Raw genomic sequence first — 20672 nt, forward strand, 5'->3', positions numbered from 1 at the left:
AAAATGAACAGAAAAACAATATACCCCATTTTAGTCCTAATTATTTCAGGAATTGTATACTTACTTAATCAAAGTAAAACGGAAGAAACAGCGATTAAAATACCGAATAAAACTAAAAACATGTCTACAGACCCTTCCATTAAAAAATTATCTATTGCTTTTTATAATGTTGAAAATTTATTTGACATTTATGATGATCCAAATACATTTGATGAGGACTTTACACCAGACGGAGAATTAAGATGGGATAATACCCGTTATATTGATAAATTAAGTAAAATTTCCGACATAATTACCGACATAGATTCAGACAATCCTCCTGCTGTGCTGGGCTTTGCCGAAGTAGAAAACTATGCAGTTTTAAAAGATCTAATTCACACTGGCATATTGGCAAATTACCCCTATGAAATCATTCATCAAGACAACCATGATGGCAGAGGAATAGATGTGGCAGCCATTTACAGATCAGATGTTTTTAAAGCAAAAAAAATGCAATACTATCCGGTGATCCTACCTGGCAGAACTACTTCAAACACTCGTGACATCTTACATATCACCGGTGAATTTTCAAATGGAGAAGCAGTAGAAATATTTTTCACCCATTGGTCTAGCAGAAGAAAAGGTACTCATGAAACCGCTCCAAAAAGAATTGCCACAGCAAGAATTATGCGAGAAAAAATTGATTTGGTATTGGCAAAAAATCCAAAAGCAAATATTATTATCTCAGGTGACTTTAACGACGAACCTTCAGACAGATCGGTAAAAGACTATTTGGTGAAAAAGGATTTTTATAACCTTTCGAAAAAGTATGAAAACACAAAAAACGGCACTGTTAATCATCAAGGAGATTGGTTGGTATTCGATCAAATAATAGTCTCAAACAGCTTATTGAATCACTCTAAAATTAAGGTTAACAAATCTGATATTCACATTCAAAAAACAAGAGACAATACTTTTGTTCACCGTGATGGAAACGAAGTGCCAAGTAGAACTTACGGGGGACCAAAATATTACGGCGGTCAATCCGATCATTATCCGGTATACTTGAATATATCAATTACGGATTAAAAAACCCTAGTCAACTCACCGTATTCAATGGTTTTACCGGTTTGGGTTTTCATACACAATTTAGTTACTTCAATGGTTTTGTTAGGGAAATAATGAGGTGCAATTTCGTTGATGGTTTCAATTTTTAAGCGAGGGGAATATGTGTTAACAATCAAAAAACCTTCTGGATTTAAAATTTTTGAAGCCGCTTCCAACAATTCTGGAAAACGTTGTTCAATTTTCCACCTTTCTTTTTTAGCGCCCAATCCAAATGCTGGTGGATCCATGATAATACCATCATAGGTATTGCCTCTTTTTGCTTCACGAGTTGCAAATCGCAGCGCATCTTCGAGTACCCAATGAATATCCGTTAAATTACTCAATTCCATATTTTCCTTTGCCCAAGCGTTAATCTGCTTTACAGAGTCGCAATGAAAAACATCTGCACCCACACTTCTTGCAGCGAGAGATGCCCCTCCTGTGTAACCAAATAAATTCAAAAACTTTTGATCACTTTTCAAATTCTTCAGAATAAAATCCCAATTGGCTTTTTGCTCAGGAAACAACCCAACATGCTTAAAGCTCGTTAATTTTAATTGAAATTTTAATTGTTCAAAACCAGTCACCCACTCTTTAGGCGTACCAGCTTTTAAAGTCTTCCATTCTCCTTTCGTACTGGTCAATTCTTCAAATTGAAAGTGTGCCAATTCCAACCATTTTTTACGATCCCAAACAGGTTTGAAATACGCATTTCTATCGGGACGGATGGTAATTATTTCACCCCAACGTTCTAACTTCTGATCGTTTCCGGCATCTAGTAATTCGTAATTGTTCCAAGGATGGGTAAAAGTTCTTTGCATAATAAAGTAAAACACAAACCTAAAAATAAAATAGGGGTTTCTTTTAAAAATATTACTTTTACTTTATTTCTATACTATGTTTACAGTTATATATCAATTTCACATCAAGGCAGGTTCCGTTGAAAATTTTATTCGTAATTGGGAAGGGTTGACCAGGCTAATTTACCAATTTGAAAATAGTTATGGGTCTCGTTTACATAAACTAAACGACTTGCATTATGTAGCATATGCGCAGTGGCCCGACAAAGCAACATGGCAAAACTCAGGGACTAAATTACCTGCGGAAGCTTCTATATTTTCGACAAAAATGAAGGATTGCTGCGAATCGTCTAGCACCGATTTTGAATTAGAAGTGGTGAGTGACTTATTGAAAAACAGTCAATACGAAGAAAAAAACACAAAGCCCAGAGTGACTGGAGTTGGAGGTGTATTTTTAAAAGCGGAGTCGACAGAAACACTAAAAAAATGGTATGCTGACCACTTGGGTTTTGTGACAGATCAGTATGGCGCAACCTTCACTACGAAAAACACGGTTCCCCCGCACGAAATAAATTATCTGCAATGGAGCCTTTTTAAAAAAGATAGCGATTATTTTGCCCCTTCAGAAAAGGACTGCATGATAAATTATCGGGTAGAAAATTTAATCCTATTGGTAGAAAACTTAAAGATAGCTGGCGTAACTATTTTAGATGAAATTGCGGAATTCGACTATGGTAAATTTATACATATTTTAGATCCTGAACAAAATAAGATAGAATTATGGGAGCCCGTAGACCAAATATTTACTGATTTAGAAAACGAAGCAGTTTAATATAACGCAGCGAACAGAATGGAATCATATCACATATACACCTTTCACCAATTAGAGCAATTTAAGGTCTTTATTCATACTTTATCAAACCTTAAAACCAAAAACATTTGGCTAAAAAACACAGCCGTAATAAAGACAAATGAATACCCTGCAATAAAAGCACTTATTCGTACACATGAACTCAACATATTTATAGAAGAAAACCTATCCCTTGCACAATCTCTTGAGGCCACAGGACTTCTCACCCATGATGCTGAAAAACTGACCTCACTCAAAGCAGCTATGCCAACAATTAAACTTGGCGTAATTGCAAATGATATTGCCGACTGTAAAAATGCGGAATTATTTGAGGCAGACCTGGTATTTTTAGGTCCGTATGAAGAAATAGGCCTTGCTCCCTACCTAAACCTTAGTCCCGTTAAACAAGACTATGAATGGATGTTTTTAAATATTATCATTCCATTAATACCATTTGGCACCATTAACAAAATAGAAGAAAAGGAACTCTTTGAAAAATGTATCCTAGGTGGAATTGCCAAATAGTGCTATTCCATTCAAAAACTGTGGTTCATAACTACTACTTAAAATAGAATATCATCATTTTTTTAAATGTATATTTGATTATTTTTACGTTTAAATGCTAAGAGATTTATTAAAAGACGGTGGATTATACACATTGGCAAACTTGTTGACCAAGGGTATAGGACTATTACTCATCCCTTTCTATACCTTATATTTTTCGACAGCTGAATACGGTGTAAGAGATATATTAATGGTATTTGGTTTATTTGTGGGTAACATTTTTTCTCTACAATTAAACCAAGGTCTTGCAAGATACGTAGGAGAACCCACTTTAGATGATAATTCTAAAAAGCTTTACGCCTCTACAGCAATTCTAAGTGTCGTTTTCTTATTCACTATTTTTGCCATACTTGCCTTTGTATTTTCTACCCAATTAGCAAATTTACTCAGTTCAAATTATCCAATTGGAGTAAGAACTTTTAGAATTGCTTCTGGTACCATAGTACTCAACAATATATTTTATTTTTTAAATGTATACTTGCGCTTTTTGCGTCAATCCAAAACGGTATCCTCTCTTTCTTTTGCGCATGCAATTACGGGAATTATCCTCATGTTCTTTTTTGTCTTTTATTTTGACTTGGGAGTAGACAGTATCTTTCTTCCATTTTTGTTTACCGTTCCAATTTTAATTATCATTCAATTATACTTTTTAAAAGATCAACTGGTCTTAAAATTCAGGTTTTCCGTTTTAAAACCATTGCTTAAATACAGTATTCCTATGCTGGCTGGTGCACTTTCTTTGGTGACCATGAATTTTACAGATAGGATATTCATTAACGAATTACTGGGTGCCGACAGTTTAGGTATTTATAGTTTAGGTAGCCAATTTTCCTCAATTATCGGCATTATAATTACCGGGTTTGGAGCCGCAATGGGACCCATAATTCTTGAAAAACATAACCGTGCAAAAACAAGGCAAGAACTAGAGCAGTTTTTTGTCCTTTTTATTGGCATAGGTACTATTGGCGCCTTATTACTTTCTCTCTTCTCACCAGAGATTGTTCATCTATTTACCAGTCAAAATTTTCGCAGTGCTTACACTGTAATGCCCATGCTATTTTTCACGGTATTGTTCACTGGTTTACAAATGTTTTCTATTGGCTTAATTATTCAAATGAAGACAAAAACAATTGCATTATTAATGCTGATTTTCGCTATACTTAACTTAGGATTAAATTATTATTTTGTCCCCAAATGGGGCATTATTGGAGCAGCCTCCAGTACCTTGATTGCTACGGCACTCTACCAATTAATTAATTTTTATTTATCCTATAAAGCCTATGCTTATCGTGTTAATTTTAAAAAAATCTGGCCGGTCTTAGTTTTATTGACTATCTTACTCTATATCAATCACGTACTTTTTATTGACAATCCCCTTATATTGGTGATAATTAAACTTTTAATTATTACCTTTTATTCTATTTTTGTCTATAAGATTCTATTGAAATCTCTTATAAAACAATTAAATATATTCAATAATAAATGAAAATTGCTTTCTTTACCAAATATAATGACGGCTATCTCAATCAATTGATGGAGAAAAAAAGCGCCCAACTCACCGATTATTCCTATGATGAAATTATAACATTAATAGAAGATGATTTTTATTATATGTATGGCTCGTACATGCATTACTTTAAATCCTTAGGTCATGAAGCCATTCTAGTGGTGCCAAATTTCCAAGTACTCCTTGATAAATGGTGTTTAGAAAACAAGGTTGCCCTTAAAAGCCCTATCGACATTTGTATTCAGCAAATTCAGCAATTTGAACCAGATATTGTTTACTTAAATAGTAATTTCGAATACTTCTCCAAGATTATTCCGGCCATTAAACCATACACGAAAGCAATTTGTGCTTGGATATCCTGTCCATTACCAAACGATTTTACAGGAAAAGGAATTGATCATATATTCACATTATTTCAGCCACACCACCAACTTTTCAAAGAAAAAGGAATTGAATCCACACTGGTTTCTGGTCATTTCGACAACAGAATTTTAAGCAAGGTGAGTGGTAATAAAATTCATCCTTTAACCTTTATTGGTGGTATAGGTGGCTTTCATAAAAAAAGAGAAGAAGCACTTATTCAATTGAGTGAAAAAACAGACTTAAAAATATGGGGTTACGGTTATAAAAGCAACAACAAACTCAAGCATTTTTTAAAATCTGCAAAGAGAAAGTTTAAACTTCAAAAAGAATTTCAAGGAGAAGCGTGGGGTATAGACATGTATCAAATACTGCATCAATCTTCTATCACCTTTAATTATCACGGCGATATTGTAGACTCAAATGCTTTAAATTTACGTGTTTTTGAAGCAACTGGCGCAGGCTCCTTATTATTAACAGAAAACTACCCACAAATCAAATTATTTTTTGAACCAGGAAAAGAAGTCGTTTGTTACGATTCCATAGAAGATGCCATACAAAAAATTGATTATTACCATAAACACCCAAAGGAAGCGGAAGCTATTGCCAAAGCTGGTCAAAAAAGAACTTTAGAAAATTATAACAACAAAGATATGGTACTCTCCATGATTCCAATTTTTGAAAAACTAATTGCCAATGAAAAATAGTATTGGAAATTTTCCACTCTTTAAACCTCTATATCATTATATCATTAACCTTAATTATAAACGTAAAACAAAACAGTTATCCATAGGTTACTCGAACGATATTCGTAATTCTAAATTTGGAGGTTACAATAACATAGGAGATCGCGCATCCATGAATAACGTTACACTTGGTACTTATACATATATGAGTTACGACACTGTAATTAGAAATGCCGACATTGGAAAATTTTGCTCGATAGGTCCTCGTTGTTTAATTGGCTTAGGAAAACACCCAGTAAATGACTACCTATCCACACATCCATTATTTTACAGCGCGAACTCACCACTTACTTTTAGTTTTTTAAAGGAATCGACTTACCAAGAAATTGAAACAATTACTATTGGGAATGATGTTTGGCTGGGAGCGGGCTGTATCATTTTAGACGGCGTTTCCATAGGAGACGGTGCCATTGTAGCAGCCGGAGCCGTTGTAACCAAAAACGTAGCGCCATTCAGTATAGTTAAAGGCGTTCCTGCCAAACATAGTGGCTATAAATTTACACCTGAAAAAATTAAATCCATACAAGACGATCCATGGTGGGATAAAGACATAGACTGGATTAAAAAACACATTCAAGAACCTAAACTTTGAGCATGCTTTTGCATAAAAAGCCCTAGAAAGGGAATAATAACCTATATTTGTTTAATTATTATTTACCACTATTTTGACGACCCCTACGCTATCCATCATCACCATTACCTATAACAATATCAATGGTTTAAAAAAAACAATAGCAAGCGTATCTGCGCTAACATTTAATGATTATGAGCACATCATCATGGATGGGAATTCAAATGATGGCACCCAAGCCTATTTAAAATCAATAGATCAACCCACTAGAATTTGGGTAAGTGAACCAGACAAAGGTATTTATAACGCCATGAACAAAGGGCTAGCTATTGCTAAAGGGACATGGGTTATTTTTATGAATGCAGGTGATCAGTTTTTCAATGCAAATATTCTTTCTGACATTCCATTTTCAGAATCATCTAGCATTATATATGGGCAATGTCAAGCAGAGTATGCTACAGGATTTAAAAGAATAATAAAACCCTTACCAATTGAACAACTCTGGAAAGGAATGAGTTTTTCTCACCAATCTGTATTTGTAACTAAAAAATTAATGGGGGTTGGTTTTAATGAAAAATACAAGTATGTTGCAGATTTTGAACTACTCTTTAAACATTTTTTAGCCGGGGTAAATTTTATAGCATTGCAAGTACCAATTTGCATTATTGATGCAGGTGGCGTTTCCGACCAAAAAAGATACAAAGCAACTAATGAAGTATATCAAATTAATAAAGAACTAAACCCAAAATTTAAACAGGCCTTTTACTTTATCCCAAAAATAATTAAAGGATACATTACGGTAAAAATAAAATTAATTCTACCTGCAAAAATCATTAACAGACTACTAAAAAATAAATATCAATGAAAATAGCATTCTTACAAAACATTGATGGAATTGCCGGTTCTGAAAAATATTTTTTGGCATTAATTCCCGCCTTGATAAAAAAAGGTGTCACCGTAGAAATGATTACTGTAATTAAAAAATCGAACAGAGAAAAAGCACAGCCATTTTTAGACCTATTGCAACAACAAAACATCCCTTTTAAGTCTATTTATGTTGCCAACTACGCTAGTCCTAGTATTCCATTTAAATTAAACCGCTACTTAAAAAAAAATAACTTTTCGATTTTACATACCCATTTGATTTATGCAGATGTTTGGGCAGGGTTACTAAAATTCATTAATCATAAAATAAAAATCATTTCCACCAAGCACGGTTACCATGAAGATACCTATGTAAAATATTGTACAAACCCTGCTGCAATTCCAAAGAATTTATATTACTACTTATTTAAATTCTCCCATAAAAAAATGGATGCTAGCTATGCATGTTCAGCAGGTTTAAAAGATTTTTATACAAAAGCCAACCTGATAAAACCTGGAGAGATGGATGTTATTTTACACGGTTTTAACTATCCTGCAATTGTAATGGATGACCTTGTAAAGTATCGTTTTTCTGAATTGCAAATTATCATTACTGGCCGTTTAATCCCACGAAAAGGACATCATTTTCTATTGGAAGTAATGCCAAGGCTGATCCATGATTTTCCTCATTTAAAATTAGTGATTTTAGGTACTGGCCCTCTAGCGGCCACCTTAAAAGAACAAGTAAAACAACTAAATATACAAGAACATATTCTTTTTTTAGGCTTCCAACAAAATGTAAACCAGTTTTTAAAAGCTTCGGACTTAATGGCTGTCACTTCATATTCCGAAGGCTTACCATTGGTTATTTTTGAAGCATTCAATGCAAAAACGCCAGTAGTAACCTTTAATGCTATTGGCTGTAACGAGTTGGTAAAACATGAAACTACAGGCTTAATAGCTACCGCTTTTGAACTAGATAGTTTATATGAAAACATGAAGAAATTATTGACAGATGCACCACTTAGAAAAAAGATAAGTGAAAATGCCTACCAAGCATTAAACAACGACTTTAGTTTGGAAAGAATGCGTGATGAAACAATTGCCTATTATCAAAAAGTATTAACTACCTAATTAGGTTTTATTTTCGCTTCCTTCTCCTTTTCCCGTACCTGTAATAAAATAAGTATTAAGATAAAGACAAAAACAGGGATAACTGGAATTTTATACCTTGCCAATGCGCCAAAATTATAAGACGTAAATCCAACAATAAAACCAAACAATAGGACAAAGCTGACCAATGCCCTAAAAAAGCCAGATGGCAAATATTTAAAATACTTAAACCGCGTTTTTATAGTTACCAAAAAAAATAAGATAAATATAAATAAGCTTTCTAAAGCACTGAGTAAAACTACTGGATTTCTTGCTTTCCACACATAAGGTTTAAAAAAGGTAGTCATTAAAGCAGCAGGTACTTTTTTCATAACCCCCAACGGAGTGTATTCAATTTCCCCTAAAGAATAAGCCGATTCACCAATAGTGGCATGCCAGGTATGAAAACCTTTTAATTTTTTTTCAAGATTATTTTGATTATACTTTTCAGAAATATCCGGTAAATTTTGAAAACTAAGGTATGCCACAGCAGCAATAAAAGCAATCAACATTGGCGTAATCATCAACCGTAGCATTTTATTTTGCGAGCGAGACCTAAAAAAGATATAAACGATTATAAAAAAGCTTGGCAAGAAAGATAGAATAATATATGCTTTTAAATTAAGAATAATAAAGGCCCAAAATAAAGCAATAAGCATAAGCTTTAGATTCATTCTCTCTCTTAAGCCAAAATAAAGTGCATAAATAACCACACTTATCCCTACCATGGTAACGGTATCTTTAATAACTCCACCACCAAAAAAAACAGTAGAAGGGATTAGGAATGCTACTCCAAAAGCTAAATATGGATAAGACTTAAGTGCGTGGTTAAAAACCTTAAATAACTTCCAAGCGCCAAAAAAAGAGAACACGCTAACCAGTAAAGTTGTAACTAAATACGACTTAAAAGAAAGCAGTACAATTGGCGACAATAACTTTACCATAAACCACTCCTCTGCCGTATGGGCATAAAATATATCTTGAGTATATCTGTATAAATCTGGTGGTAAATTATTACTACTCGACAAGATCAACCTAAAGTAGTCTACTGGTGATTCTACCATAGCATTTGCTAAAACTTTAGCACCATTAAAATATAAAAAAGTATCTCCCACCCCTTTATAGTGGTAAATGTAAATAACCACAAATGCTACCCCACCGAAAACTTTCACATAAAAACCTGGCAAATAAAACTTCGCCAATTCGGGCTGCTTTCTATCTCTTAAAAACCAAAGTATAATTGTAATTACACCTAAATAGATAATCCATATTCCCCAGTCTGCGAGCGAAATCATTCGTGGTGATAAGGTTCATTATTCAATATAGTAAAAGCACGATATAATTGCTCTAAAAATATCATACGCACCATTTGGTGACTAAAAGTAAGTTTAGACAAGGACATTTTTTCATTCGCTCGCGCATAAACTGCATCAGAAAAGCCATAAGCACCACCAACCACAAAAACAGCATTTTTCACACTTAAATTTCTTTTGTTTTGAATCCATTTTGCAAATTTCATAGAAGTAAACTCCACTCCTTTATCATCTAATAAGACAACTAAATCTGCAGCATCAATCTTTGAAAGTATAATTTCTCCTTCTTTCAGTTTAATCTCAGCCTTACTTAAGGACTTGGCATTTTTGATATCTGGAATTTCAATCCTATCCAACTTCACATATCTTTTTAACCTTTTTTGGTACTCGCTTTCCCCTTCAATTAAGAATTTTTTGTTCGTTTTACTTATGGTAATTAATTTAATCTTCATTTAAAATAAATTAATGGCTTAATTTTTGTAGGTTTGGATAACAGTAAAATTAATGTAAATATTGAGATGAAAAATTTAATTGTGTTGTTTTTTCTTTTAGCAAGTATATCATCATTTGCTCAAAATATAAATGAAGAACTAGTTTTAGCCAAAATAGAATCCACACCCAAAACGGTAACTATGGAGCCTAAAGAGATGAGTCCTGAAATTATATTGTCTGTTAAAAGCGATATCCTTTCTGGATTTTCCAATGGCAACGCTAAATTATTATCCAATTATTTCCCTTCCAATTTGGATGTAACCATTACTGGAAAATCAAATTTGTATTCTAAATCTCAAGCAGTGCAAGTATTATCTACTTTCTTTTCCCAAAACAGGGTTTCAAGTTTTAGCATTATACACGAAGGGCAATCCAATGGAACAAAATACTTTATTGGTACTTATGTATCGGCATCCAAAAAATTTCGTGTTACGGTCAATGTAAAATCGAGTGGCGGTTCTGAGCAAATTACCAGTATTACAATTGAGGCATAACCCTTATTCTAATATAGCACCATTATAAATCATTCTTTCAATGCCATTCATCTCTTCAAAGTAATGGCTTACTTTTATAGCTCTTCCTTTGTATTCTTCGGCATTGTCATATAGTAAATTAAGCAGTGAATCGCCTTCTTGTATAAATAAAGCGACATTCATACTAGAATCTACAGTTTCTAAAATAATATACGTTTGCGGTTCAATAGATAAAAACTCGTCGAAATGCAAAGCGTATTTATCGGTTTGATTTAATGCATGTAATGCGTTTTCATAATCGTATTCGTTTAAATTTATCGTTCCTTCTCGAAAGGTTGTATCGTCAAACATAAAGACATCTAAATACTTATCTTTTTCAAAGACTTTATATAGCTCCCCTTCATTTAAATAGATTTTTCTCTCTGTATAATCCTCTATAGAATCATGAAAAATAGACGCCGATTCTTTAATAAAGATTGGATGTCCACTTTCAAAGTAAAAAAGTCTTTGTGAAATTTCTGTATTCGAGAAAAACTCTTCTACAATTAATTTAACACCTATTGGGTGATTATAGGAACGTACAGCATACGTTTCTGAAGCACCTTTAGAATACCTTAAACTAGGTACTATCGTCAAAGAATCTTGCATTTCGATAATGCTTAATACTTTTTCTTCTATTACTAATTGCAGGGAGTCTTTTTGAATTGGCTCTGCAGCCCCTCCCTTTTTAGCAGGTGAATTACACCCCCATATTAGTACCCCCAACAAACAACTTAACAATGTGCTTTTTACTTCCATTTATTTTTCATTAATTATTCGAATAAAACATCCATTTCAACCCTTCTGTTTTTTTGACGTCCTTCCTCTGTGCTATTATCCGCAATCGGTTTTTCTTCTCCAAAGTAAGCGACAATAATTCTTTGATCTGCATCAATGCCCTTACTTATTAAATAATCTCTAACTGCTTCCGCGCGTTTTTTAGAAAGAATTAAATTCGTCTGCGACTTACCTTGACTGTCTGTATGTCCAGTAATTTTAAGTTTCCATTCTGGTTTTTTTACTAACAATGCCCCTAGCTTATCCAGACTTTCAAAAGACACTTCTTTAATCACGGCCTTACCTGTTTCGAATTGAAGATTTTGAAAAGCAGTTTGCAATATTTCTTTTTCTTCTTCTTGAATTTCTGGGCAACCAAAGTTCGTAATCACGCCAGGAACATTCACACAAGCATCATCCTTATCTAATATGCCATCCCCATCTGTATCTATATAAGGACAACCATCATTTGCTGCTGGCCCAACATTTAATGGACATTTATCGTCTTTATCTAAAATACCATCTTTATCCGTATCCGCCCATGGACAGCCTTTATTTTCTTTCGGCCCTGCTTCTTCTGGGCAATCATCTAAATAGTCAAACAAACCATCTTTATCTGTATCTGGACAACCATTATTCTCGATAGGACCTGCTGCATTTGGACAAAGATCATCCGCATCTTTTATCCCATCACTGTCTGTATCCGGACAACCATTAAAAGCGGCTAAACCAGCTATTGTAGGACAATCATCTTCTGCATCCGTAATTCCATCACTATCTGTATCTGGGCAACCATTAAAAGCAGCTATTCCAGCTATAGATGGACAATCATCTTCTCCATCTACAATTCCATCTCCATCCCCATCTGGACAACCACTGAATGCTACAATTCCTGGCACATCCGGACATTTATCTTCTGCATCTTGAACACCATCATTATCTGAATCTGGACAGCCATTAAAAGCCCAAACCCCTGGTGTATCGATACACAAATCTAACTTGTCAGAAACCAAATCCTTGTCCGTATCCTTAAGTACACGCCGTGCAATAGGCACTTTTAAAGCGAAATAAATATCAGCTCCATTTAAGCGCACATCCTTTTTAGCACTCATAAAAGGTTTTAGATTACTTGTTCCTAACACGATATACGGTCCAAGACGCATAGACGCACCGATTCGGGCCCCATATACCTGGGTCACACTCAAAGGAACAGAAAGACTAAAAAACTTATGGTCAAAGCGTGGGCTAAAAGTAAAACTGTTGTACAACCTGGAATTGTTTTCATTATTTTTCATGGCAAAAGCCAATAAACCACTCGCATTCAAATAAAAGTTTTTACCAATAAAGTAATCGACATTACCTACGACATGGGTGGGTAAATTCATGAAAAAAGTGCTTTTTTCCGTGGTATAGTTTGCTTGATTTCCAGCAACCAGTGCCGATACTTTTTGCGTGAAAGCACCTAAAGAATTTGCTTTCAAATTATCAAAATCAAGATCTTGCACATTATTGAATGCAAAGTCAAGCGCATCTTTCCCTTTTTTATAACGAATCCCACCAATATCATTTACAGAAAGAGCCGCACGAATTCGGTATTTGTTTAAATCTGGGCGTTGTAGATTTTTACGCCCATCCATACTATAAACAAATGTCATCCATTTTGGTCGCCATTCATATACGACACCAACGTCTAAACCAAAACCGAAACCTCCACCACCTTTTAGAGGATTCTGAAAATCAAAAAAGTCTGAAACATCCCCAGCCAACAAACTTGAATTGTCGAGATTTTCAGTGTAGCCATAATGAATTTCGCCTTGCATACTTCTTGCAGAATCAGCATTGATTAATTCATATTCTAATCCGTCCGTTTTAAAATAGGCGGCTTGTTTACCTTGTAAAAATTTGATGTTCAATCCCGACTTAAAAAAATGTTCCTCTTTATCATATACCACAGAGGCTATTCCTAACGTGTATTCATTCCATGTATTCGTTGAAAACTTTAAATTTTGATCCGTCCAGTATAAATTCCACATGCTTGGGAAATTTAAATCCGTTCTACTCAAAGCCAACAATTCATAAGAAACTTGATCAAGATTGACAAAAGTACGTTGTTTGATGCCAAAACTAAAGGCGATTTCATCTTCTAAACAAATCATGAAATTGAAAATTGCGATTTCGTGATTGTAAGATAAGTTCGTACTATTTTTCTTTGGGTTATTGTATTCAAAAATATTACCAGAACCTAAAGTATTTCTATAATATGTTGTTGAATCATAAGAAACTATTTTAAAGTTACTCGGATCTGTACGATATGCTTCCGCTTGATTAGAACTTGATGTAAATGTATTTAAATAACCACTAGGCATTTTCCATGGATTAAAAAACGCATAATCATTAAAGCCCGTCATGGCAAAACTACCAATATTAACATCTACCAAAAAACGATTATCGGCTATAAAAGCAGGATTCATGGATCCGGCATTTACACCAGCATAATTACTTTGTAAATAGCCAACATATTGTTGGGAAAATCCTTTAGTAAAAATTAAGAAAAAGCAAACAAACCATACAAAACTTCTCATAACTATTGATTTAAGTCTCTGATGACAATTTTATTTTTTGCGTTTGTCACCAATACGCTATTTCTAAAACTCAATACCCCTTCACAATCCACTGGCTCTTTTAACATCAAATTCCCGTAAGAATCTAAGAGATAAACCGTGTTTTTCTCTGGATTATAAAAAGGAAATCCATCTTGCAAATCTACTTGATGAAACAGCAAATAAGTATTAGGTTCTGCCTTCAACATATCAAATTCCAATAGTCCAAGATAATTATAAACAGATACTTTATCAAATGATTCTAAAAATAACCACTTATTATCTTTAAAATTTAACCAATGGAACTGCGTAATATCTTGGTCTATTTTTAGTGGAATGGTATCGGATAATTCGGATTCAAAGTAATACTTAATTAACTTTTTGTTTTGATAATACATGAGGTTAAAATTTTGACTATTCACTGTATTTGAACTCAGCACAAACTGTTCACCAAAATTCACTTTACCTTTAGTGGATTTAGCCCTTATTTCTCCTTTTCTATTCAACACGAATAAAGAATCCTTTTGATTGGTAAAATAGATACAATCTAAAGCTTTAAATCTTTGGTAAAAAATACGGGTATTTAAGTCACCAATCCATTGGTTAAATTGCCATCCATTGACTTGCGCACCAGAAATGGCGTAATTCACCACTTTTTCATTTACATTAATCAAAATTCTAGGTTCTCCTGTAGGGTACGCTACTATTTTAAATTGATGAATATTTTGGGTAAACTTTATTGGAAAACCTGGCATAGGTTTTCCCGCTACGGTGAACAAATAAAATTCTTTACCTGCTACAAAACAAATTTCTGGAGTTCCGTCCTTATCCACGTCTATTACAACAGGTAGCATGTTTGGGTCAAATAAAACTTTATTTTTCCAGAGCTGTTTTCCTTTTTCATTGAAACAAAATAACTCTTCGCTAGTCATCACTAGTGTATAAATACTATTTTCATGCCTAATGGAACTCAACCATTTTACTTCTTCGTAAAATGGAATCTCTAAATGGATAATTGTATTCCCTAAATTTACAGCATCTTGGGTACTTGCTAAAGCATTAAAGCAAAGCTTGGGTTGTATCCATGTTTTAAAAGAAATAGCAAGACTATTACCAGCGTCATTTTGAATCAAAAGTTGGTGTAAACGGGTGGGGACTTTTTCTGCGACTAGTTTTTTCTCATACGTTTTGCCAATTTGTAGATTTTTTATCATCCATTTCATTGCGCCTAGTTTATTAGTCAGTATTACATAGCCATTATAATTTGCGAAATATTTCATATCCCCTTTTAAGTCTGGGACCAACTCTTGCCAATTCCAACTACTTTTAAAAGGAATAATTTCTATACTACTCATGTATATCGACTGCGGCATAAGAGAATCGTAGGCTAGTTTTAAAGTTTCTTCCATCAGCATTAATTTTAAATTGCTGAATTCATTTTCTTTCGCTACAATGACCGAAAAACTGTCTTTTTCGACCAAAGCAATGGCATTATCCACCCAGCTTAAATGTTGGTTTTGAATATTAGAAAACAGGGTGTGTGCATCCTCTAAAAATCTAGAACTACCATAAAATAAAATACGTTCTGCATTGGTTGGACAAAGGGTTAAAATTGGATAAGGATTCACTGGCTTTCCTTTCACTATACTGAGTGAATCGGAGAAAGTACTATATTTAAATTCATTAGACATTTTTATGGACTCCACCACATGGTCAGTCCCAACATAATAGAAATCCGCATTTCCTTTAAATTTAATCGTTTTAAATATGGGTAAATTACGGAGGGATATTTTTTCATAACTACTAAAAACCAGGTAATCGGCATGTTTTTCTACTAGTATTTGATTGCCCATCAATTGAAAAACATACCCATTTACGGTCTCCGATACAGGAAAATAATTGGGGACATCATGTAAATCTAATCCAGCTATGCTTAAATTAAATTTTTGGAATTCGAATGCAATTTGTGCAGTTGTAACCACTGGTTTAGCCGCTTCAATTACTTCCATGATTTTAGTTGCAGCAACTGGCACGCCATACGTTTGAAGCAAGGCATATCCATGCTCCATTTTATCTAGTTTTTCAATATCATTGACATAAACTAAACGGCTATTTTCACTTGCAAAAGAACCATGATTAATTGGAAATTTTTGTTTTTGATACACATAAACGGCCCCGTAAATCAACAAACTTAAGCTGCCTATTAAAACAATAAATTTCAAGAATCTTCCAAACATTGAGCAATTTTGGTCAAAAATAACATGGATTCCCTTATTTACAACCGCATAGCAAGGAATGTTTACACAATAATTTGTGAATCAAAGATGTCGTTATAGCGCTTAAGTAGCCAATAATTTAAAGGTTTTTCTATGTAAAGGAGTTGGCCCATATTCTTTAATTGCAACCCGGTGCTTTTTGGTAGGATATCCATTATTTTGGTCCCAGTGGTATGCGGGATAAATGAGATGCTGTTCATGCATTAGGTGATCACGAAAAACTTTAGCCAACACAGATGCGGCAGCAATTGCCATAAATTTAGCATCTCCTTTTACAATACAATGGTGCTCAACAGAAGCGTAGGCATTAAAACGATTCCCGTCAATTAGCAATCGATCTGGTCTTTTCTCTAATTGATCAATAGCGCGGTGCATAGCTAAAAATGAAGCATTTAAAATATTTATCTCATCAATCTCTTGGGGTGAAACAACACCTATACCATAGGCAAGTGCCTCTTTTTTTATGATTGGGTAGAGTAAAAGTCGTTTTTTTAAACTTAACTGTTTAGAATCATTTAATAATTCATTTTTAAAGTCATTTGGCAGGATAACAGCGGCGGCTACCACCGGACCAGCCAAACATCCACGTCCTGCTTCATCACAACCACTTTCTAATTTATCATCTTCAATATACCTTAATGTCAAGCCCATAATGTTTCAAATATATTAAAATACTAAACCACTTAAAAAAAACAACCTTATAAACCAATAATTTTACTAATTTTAAACAACTTTAGCCAGCTTGGTTACGTTTAATATTTAAAGCAAAAAGCATGAAAAAGATTACAAGTATTATTTTAGGTATTTTCCTTTCCTTAACAGCCTTCAGTCAAAAAGTGGTGTATACTGACGTAGACAAAGTAAACGAAGCTAAAACAGCAGGAATCTTTCATTTTGAATTCGACAATACATACCCTTTAACTGAAATCAATAAAGTAGCCGACTATTACACCAAATTTTTCACGGTAATTTCTACTCCTATAAGTACTGGTGGTACTGCAGTTCAAATTACATTAGTGGAAGATACGGAAATGGCACGTAAAGTTACTTTGCGTTTTTTTATCAGTCTTGCTGTCGATCAAATTGAAATTATGGGCGCCGATCTTAAAACCACAGAGTTTGTAGATAAATTCATTCAGAAATAAGGAAGCCTATTGCCTTTTCTTTAATTCTAAAAAATTCTTAACAAACGCTTAGTTTTTTAGATTTTACTGAGTCACTATCGTTTTTTTTTTATACCTTAATCCACCCGATTTATTTTTACGGAGCAAAGAAATTTTAAAAAAACTAAACCATGACAACAAATATGATAGCTGTTCTCATAGAAAAAGAACAAATTCCCGAATTAAATTTTAAAAAAAACTTAGAAATTGATCAAGCCCCTGATTTAATGCAACAGTTAATGCATGCAACGAGACTTGGTAATATTCACCATGGCAAAACCAGGATTGAATTTTTAGATGATGAGGGTTTAAAGTGGGTTGAAACGACCATTTGGGCCACAGGTGCTAAATTTATTTGTTTAAAAGGAGGTGTATGGCTGCCAATTTCAAGAATAAATGGACTAAAAGAACTCTAATAGTCACAAAATACAACAGTTAAAAAACGACTTAGGTCGTTTTTTTTATTGCTAGGATTCCAATAATACAACACACTAAATCCCCCATTAATATAATCTTTCTTTTAAATTTGTCATTTAGAATAAAAATATGCAAAACACATTAACAAAACTTAGTTTTTTAAGCCTTTTCTTTTGGAGTTTGGTTGGTTTCAGCCAAGACATGCCTAATGATGTAAGCGAAGTCATAACCTGGTCGAATAAAATTGAATATAGTTCTTGCGACGAAGCGACAATTGTATTTACGGTAGATCAAAAAGATGGATGGCATGTATATGCACAAGTTCAACCAGAAGGCGGCATAAGCTTCCCGACTTATTTTGAGTTTAAAAAATCAGCCAATTACGAATTAATTGGTAAAGTAAAGGAATACGGAACAGAATTACACGAAGGACAATTTCCGGAAAAAATATTCCCTGGAAAAAAAGCAATTTTTAAACAAAAAATTAAAATCAAGTCCAAAACGGATTTCACTTTACATGTTGACTATGGTTACATGGCTTGTTTAGAAGCTTGCTTTCCACCTACAGATGAATTCTTTGACATTTCCGTAAAAGGTTGTAAAAAAAATACCCAAGCTGCAATAGAAGAAGTAATTGATAAAACAGAAGAAGAAGTATTAATTGTTGAAGAAATAGTAACTGATCTTGACAGTACAAATCAAGACATTAAATCTCCGATTGGCATTGAAGCTTATCTTTTAAAAACAGGTGAAAATGCTTACGAGTACCATTTTGCACCTATCCCTAATAAAGGATGGCTTTTTATTGTTGACCCTGCAAAGACAACAACCACGATTAAAGGTAACTTCACCAAAGAAGGTGAATTAAACCTTCCAAAACAAACCACAGACACGACAATTAATGGCAAACAATTCACCGTATACAAGGCTGGATTCATTAGTAAATCTTTTGAGATTGCTACGGAAGACACCACACAATCTATTTATGGTAGTTTAACCTTTCAAGCTATTGGACCAGATGGAGAAGTTTTTAATGCCAACCCCCACATTGCAGAAATACCTGTAAATAAAGCAAGAATTCAAAAAATATCTGATGCCGCTCAAACTTCTTATTGGGGCATATTCTGGCTTGCATTTGCAGGTGGATTGGTCGCTTTATTAACCCCCTGCGTATTCCCAATGATTCCAATGACCGTAAGTTTTTTCACTAAAGGCAGTGAAGACAAAAAGAAAGGTCTTTTTAGAGGCGTAATGTATGGCTTCTTTATCCTATTAATCTATGTTCTTTTAAGTGTTCCTTTTCATTTAATAGACTCACTAAATCCAAATATATTAAACAACATTGCGACCAATGGTCCTTTAAATATATTTTTCTTTTTAATGTTATTTATTTTCGCCATGTCTTTTTTAGGCGCCTTCGAAATTGTGTTACCTGCAAAATGGACCAACAAAGCCGACTCCAAATCTGACCTTGGCGGTTTAATTGGTATCTTTTTTATGGCGTTAACCTTGGCTTTGGTCTCCTTTTCTTGTACTGGCCCAATTTTAGGTTCTTTATTGGCTAATGCTGCTGGTGGTGGAGCCTGGAATTTAACTTGGGGTATGGCTGGATTCGGTGTTGCTCTTGGATTACCATTTGCACTATTCGCTATTTTCCCAAGCTGGTTGAACACATTACCTTCTTCTGGTGGTTGGTTAAACAATGTGAAAGTAGTATTAGGATTTTTAGAATTAGCATTTGCTTTTAAATTCTTATCCAATGCCGATCTTTCCGTTCAAGCCCACCTTTTAGAAAGAGAAGTATTTATTGCCATTTGGATTGCCATTTTTGCAGCCATGACTTTGTATTTGTTTGGGATGTATCAAACCAAACATGATTCACCAATCGTTGGTGGATTAGGAACATTCAGAATTATCATTGCAACACTATCCTTAATGTTGACTGTTTATATGATTCCAGGGTTATTCGGGGCACCATTAAAATTAATCTCTGCCTTCCCTCCTCCAACCTCTTACAGTGAAATTCCATACGGCATTCATGGTCATGCTCCAGAAGCAGAAGACGGACTGCCAGAAGGCGCAGAATTTGAACATAACTTAATGGTATTCCACAACTTTGACCAAGCAAAAAAATATGCGGATGAAGTTGGCAAACCTTTAATGATAGATTTTACAGGACACAATTGTGTGAATTGTCGTAAAATGGAAATCAATGTATGGTCAGATGAGAAAGTACATCAATTAATGAAAGAAAATTTTGTAATTGCTTCCTTGCCAGTAGATGAAAGAATCAATATGCCGAAAGCAGAAACCTCACCTTATAGTGGTAGAGAGTTAGTAACTTGGGGTGACAAATGGTCGGACATGCAGTCTGTGTTATACAAAAAGAATACACAACCACAATACATTGCTTTAGACAAAGGTGGCAACATGATGCATACGGATGCGACATACCGAACGCATGGTACACCTGAAGAGTTTGAAGAATGGTTAACTACTGCAACAAAAGAATTTGAAAAACGAGGTGAAGCCTTGGTAATTTATGGTACTGGAGCATTAGCCTTGGTAGAGTAAAAACAACTATTTTAATGAGTAATAATAGCCTTGGAATTTATTTCAGGG

Annotated in this window: 19 protein-coding genes; 12 read left to right on the forward strand and 7 right to left on the reverse strand. The window is 34.1% G+C overall.

All coding sequences use genetic code 11. The features are described from left to right. Positions 1–3: 3 nt before the first annotated feature. Positions 4–1068 carry an endonuclease/exonuclease/phosphatase family protein gene (locus tag DNU06_RS02120; protein ID WP_111061549.1) on the forward strand — a complete coding sequence of 355 codons (1065 nt, stop codon included), beginning with the start codon at positions 4–6 and terminating at the stop codon, positions 1066–1068. Here the strand turns inward: DNU06_RS02120 and DNU06_RS02125 are convergent. After that, positions 1065–1907, reverse strand: a complete 843-nt coding sequence (locus DNU06_RS02125; protein WP_111061550.1) for a class I SAM-dependent methyltransferase — start codon at positions 1905–1907, stop codon at positions 1065–1067. The genes DNU06_RS02120 and DNU06_RS02125 overlap by 4 nt on opposite strands. A gap of 76 nt (positions 1908–1983) precedes the next feature. On the opposite strand from DNU06_RS02125, the gene DNU06_RS18140 reads away from it, so the two are divergent. From DNU06_RS18140 to DNU06_RS02160, 7 genes are all read left to right on the forward strand, one after another. After that, positions 1984–2718: a hypothetical protein gene (locus DNU06_RS18140; RefSeq protein ID WP_317048223.1), complete on the forward strand. Its 735-nt coding sequence runs from the start codon at positions 1984–1986 to the stop codon at positions 2716–2718. Positions 2719–2736: 18 nt separating this feature from the next. Further along, positions 2737–3261, forward strand: coding sequence for a beta/alpha barrel domain-containing protein (locus DNU06_RS02135; RefSeq protein ID WP_111061551.1), 525 nt, complete (start codon positions 2737–2739; stop codon positions 3259–3261). Positions 3262–3355: 94 nt separating this feature from the next. After that, positions 3356–4786: an oligosaccharide flippase family protein gene (locus DNU06_RS02140; RefSeq protein ID WP_111061552.1), complete on the forward strand. Its 1431-nt coding sequence runs from the start codon at positions 3356–3358 to the stop codon at positions 4784–4786. Beyond that, entirely contained in the window at positions 4783–5874 is a 1092-nt protein-coding gene (locus tag DNU06_RS02145; protein WP_111061553.1) for a glycosyltransferase family protein, read from the forward strand. The genes DNU06_RS02140 and DNU06_RS02145 overlap by 4 nt, the downstream gene beginning before the upstream one ends. Then, the gene (locus DNU06_RS02150) at positions 5864–6505 is read left to right on the forward strand and encodes a CatB-related O-acetyltransferase (protein ID WP_111061554.1); all 642 of its coding nucleotides are present in this window, start codon (positions 5864–5866) and stop codon (positions 6503–6505) included. The genes DNU06_RS02145 and DNU06_RS02150 overlap by 11 nt, the downstream gene beginning before the upstream one ends. A 73-nt stretch (positions 6506–6578) precedes the next feature. Then, positions 6579–7349 carry a glycosyltransferase family 2 protein gene (locus tag DNU06_RS02155; protein ID WP_158526798.1) on the forward strand — a complete coding sequence of 257 codons (771 nt, stop codon included), beginning with the start codon at positions 6579–6581 and terminating at the stop codon, positions 7347–7349. Then, positions 7346–8482: a glycosyltransferase family 4 protein gene (locus DNU06_RS02160; protein ID WP_111061556.1), complete on the forward strand. Its 1137-nt coding sequence runs from the start codon at positions 7346–7348 to the stop codon at positions 8480–8482. The genes DNU06_RS02155 and DNU06_RS02160 overlap by 4 nt, the downstream gene beginning before the upstream one ends. On the opposite strand, the gene DNU06_RS02165 is transcribed toward DNU06_RS02160, so the two are convergent. Beyond that, a complete protein-coding gene (locus DNU06_RS02165) occupies positions 8479–9795 on the reverse strand; it encodes a hypothetical protein (RefSeq protein WP_111061557.1) in 1317 nt (438 codons plus the stop codon). The two genes, DNU06_RS02160 and DNU06_RS02165, sit on opposite strands and share 4 nt — an antisense overlap. Continuing rightward, positions 9792–10265 (reverse strand): 23S rRNA (pseudouridine(1915)-N(3))-methyltransferase RlmH, encoded by a 474-nt coding sequence (gene rlmH, locus DNU06_RS02170; protein WP_111061558.1) that lies wholly within the window; start codon positions 10263–10265, stop codon positions 9792–9794. The genes DNU06_RS02165 and rlmH overlap by 4 nt, the downstream gene beginning before the upstream one ends. 66 nt (positions 10266–10331) lie before the next feature. On the opposite strand from rlmH, the gene DNU06_RS02175 reads away from it, so the two are divergent. Beyond that, entirely contained in the window at positions 10332–10799 is a 468-nt protein-coding gene (locus DNU06_RS02175; RefSeq protein WP_146239114.1) for a DUF4783 domain-containing protein, read from the forward strand. Between the two features lie 3 nt (positions 10800–10802). Here the strand turns inward: DNU06_RS02175 and DNU06_RS02180 are convergent, their stop codons facing one another. The 4 genes from DNU06_RS02180 to DNU06_RS02195 all read right to left on the reverse strand — a co-directional run bounded on the left by DNU06_RS02180 (position 10803) and on the right by DNU06_RS02195 (position 17121). Beyond that, positions 10803–11576, reverse strand: a complete 774-nt coding sequence (locus DNU06_RS02180; RefSeq protein ID WP_111061560.1) for a hypothetical protein — start codon at positions 11574–11576, stop codon at positions 10803–10805. Between the two features lie 14 nt (positions 11577–11590). Further along, positions 11591–14176, reverse strand: coding sequence for a DUF5723 family protein (locus DNU06_RS02185; RefSeq protein WP_111061561.1), 2586 nt, complete (start codon positions 14174–14176; stop codon positions 11591–11593). Positions 14177–14178: 2 nt separating this feature from the next. Then, on the reverse strand, positions 14179–16431 hold the full coding sequence (locus DNU06_RS02190; protein ID WP_111061562.1) for a hypothetical protein: 2253 nt from the start codon (positions 16429–16431) through the stop codon (positions 14179–14181). A gap of 102 nt (positions 16432–16533) precedes the next feature. Continuing rightward, the gene (locus tag DNU06_RS02195; protein ID WP_199398973.1) at positions 16534–17121 is read right to left on the reverse strand and encodes a ribonuclease HII; all 588 of its coding nucleotides are present in this window, start codon (positions 17119–17121) and stop codon (positions 16534–16536) included. A 122-nt stretch (positions 17122–17243) separates the two neighbouring features. Between DNU06_RS02195 and DNU06_RS02200 the strand changes: the two genes are divergently transcribed. The 3 genes from DNU06_RS02200 (at position 17244) to DNU06_RS02210 (ending at position 20624) form a co-directional block, all read left to right on the forward strand. Further along, entirely contained in the window at positions 17244–17615 is a 372-nt protein-coding gene (locus DNU06_RS02200) for a hypothetical protein (RefSeq protein WP_111061563.1), read from the forward strand. 149 nt (positions 17616–17764) lie between these two features. Continuing rightward, positions 17765–18049 carry a hypothetical protein gene (locus DNU06_RS02205; protein ID WP_111061564.1) on the forward strand — a complete coding sequence of 95 codons (285 nt, stop codon included), beginning with the start codon at positions 17765–17767 and terminating at the stop codon, positions 18047–18049. A gap of 130 nt (positions 18050–18179) precedes the next feature. Next, positions 18180–20624: a protein-disulfide reductase DsbD family protein gene (locus DNU06_RS02210; protein WP_111061565.1), complete on the forward strand. Its 2445-nt coding sequence runs from the start codon at positions 18180–18182 to the stop codon at positions 20622–20624. The last annotated feature ends 48 nt before the right edge of the window (positions 20625–20672 follow it).

This window comes from Putridiphycobacter roseus, assembly GCF_003234935.1.
Classification (GTDB): Bacteria; Bacteroidota; Bacteroidia; order Flavobacteriales_D; family Crocinitomicaceae; genus Putridiphycobacter; species Putridiphycobacter roseus.

Bases quoted from the DNA above. Each gene is read 5' to 3' on its own strand.
- rlmH (WP_111061558.1), bottom strand. From the start codon at position 10,265: ATGAAGATTAAATTAATTACCATAAGTAAAACGAACAAAAAATTCTTA.
- DNU06_RS02175 (WP_146239114.1), top strand. From the start codon at position 10,332: ATGAAAAATTTAATTGTGTTGTTTTTTCTTTTAGCAAGTATATCATCA.
- DNU06_RS02200 (WP_111061563.1), top strand. From the start codon at position 17,244: ATGAAAAAGATTACAAGTATTATTTTAGGTATTTTCCTTTCCTTAACA.
- DNU06_RS02150 (WP_111061554.1), top strand. From the start codon at position 5,864: ATGAAAAATAGTATTGGAAATTTTCCACTCTTTAAACCTCTATATCAT.
- DNU06_RS18140 (WP_317048223.1), top strand. From the start codon at position 1,984: ATGTTTACAGTTATATATCAATTTCACATCAAGGCAGGTTCCGTTGAA.
- DNU06_RS02210 (WP_111061565.1), top strand. From the start codon at position 18,180: ATGCAAAACACATTAACAAAACTTAGTTTTTTAAGCCTTTTCTTTTGG.
- DNU06_RS02180 (WP_111061560.1), bottom strand. From the start codon at position 11,576: ATGGAAGTAAAAAGCACATTGTTAAGTTGTTTGTTGGGGGTACTAATA.
- DNU06_RS02120 (WP_111061549.1), top strand. From the start codon at position 4: ATGAACAGAAAAACAATATACCCCATTTTAGTCCTAATTATTTCAGGA.
- DNU06_RS02145 (WP_111061553.1), top strand. From the start codon at position 4,783: ATGAAAATTGCTTTCTTTACCAAATATAATGACGGCTATCTCAATCAA.
- DNU06_RS02195 (WP_199398973.1), bottom strand. From the start codon at position 17,121: ATGGGCTTGACATTAAGGTATATTGAAGATGATAAATTAGAAAGTGGT.
- DNU06_RS02205 (WP_111061564.1), top strand. From the start codon at position 17,765: ATGACAACAAATATGATAGCTGTTCTCATAGAAAAAGAACAAATTCCC.
- DNU06_RS02165 (WP_111061557.1), bottom strand. From the start codon at position 9,795: ATGATTTCGCTCGCAGACTGGGGAATATGGATTATCTATTTAGGTGTA.
- DNU06_RS02190 (WP_111061562.1), bottom strand. From the start codon at position 16,431: ATGTTTGGAAGATTCTTGAAATTTATTGTTTTAATAGGCAGCTTAAGT.
- DNU06_RS02140 (WP_111061552.1), top strand. From the start codon at position 3,356: ATGCTAAGAGATTTATTAAAAGACGGTGGATTATACACATTGGCAAAC.
- DNU06_RS02185 (WP_111061561.1), bottom strand. From the start codon at position 14,176: ATGAGAAGTTTTGTATGGTTTGTTTGCTTTTTCTTAATTTTTACTAAA.
- DNU06_RS02135 (WP_111061551.1), top strand. From the start codon at position 2,737: ATGGAATCATATCACATATACACCTTTCACCAATTAGAGCAATTTAAG.
- DNU06_RS02160 (WP_111061556.1), top strand. From the start codon at position 7,346: ATGAAAATAGCATTCTTACAAAACATTGATGGAATTGCCGGTTCTGAA.
- DNU06_RS02125 (WP_111061550.1), bottom strand. From the start codon at position 1,907: ATGCAAAGAACTTTTACCCATCCTTGGAACAATTACGAATTACTAGAT.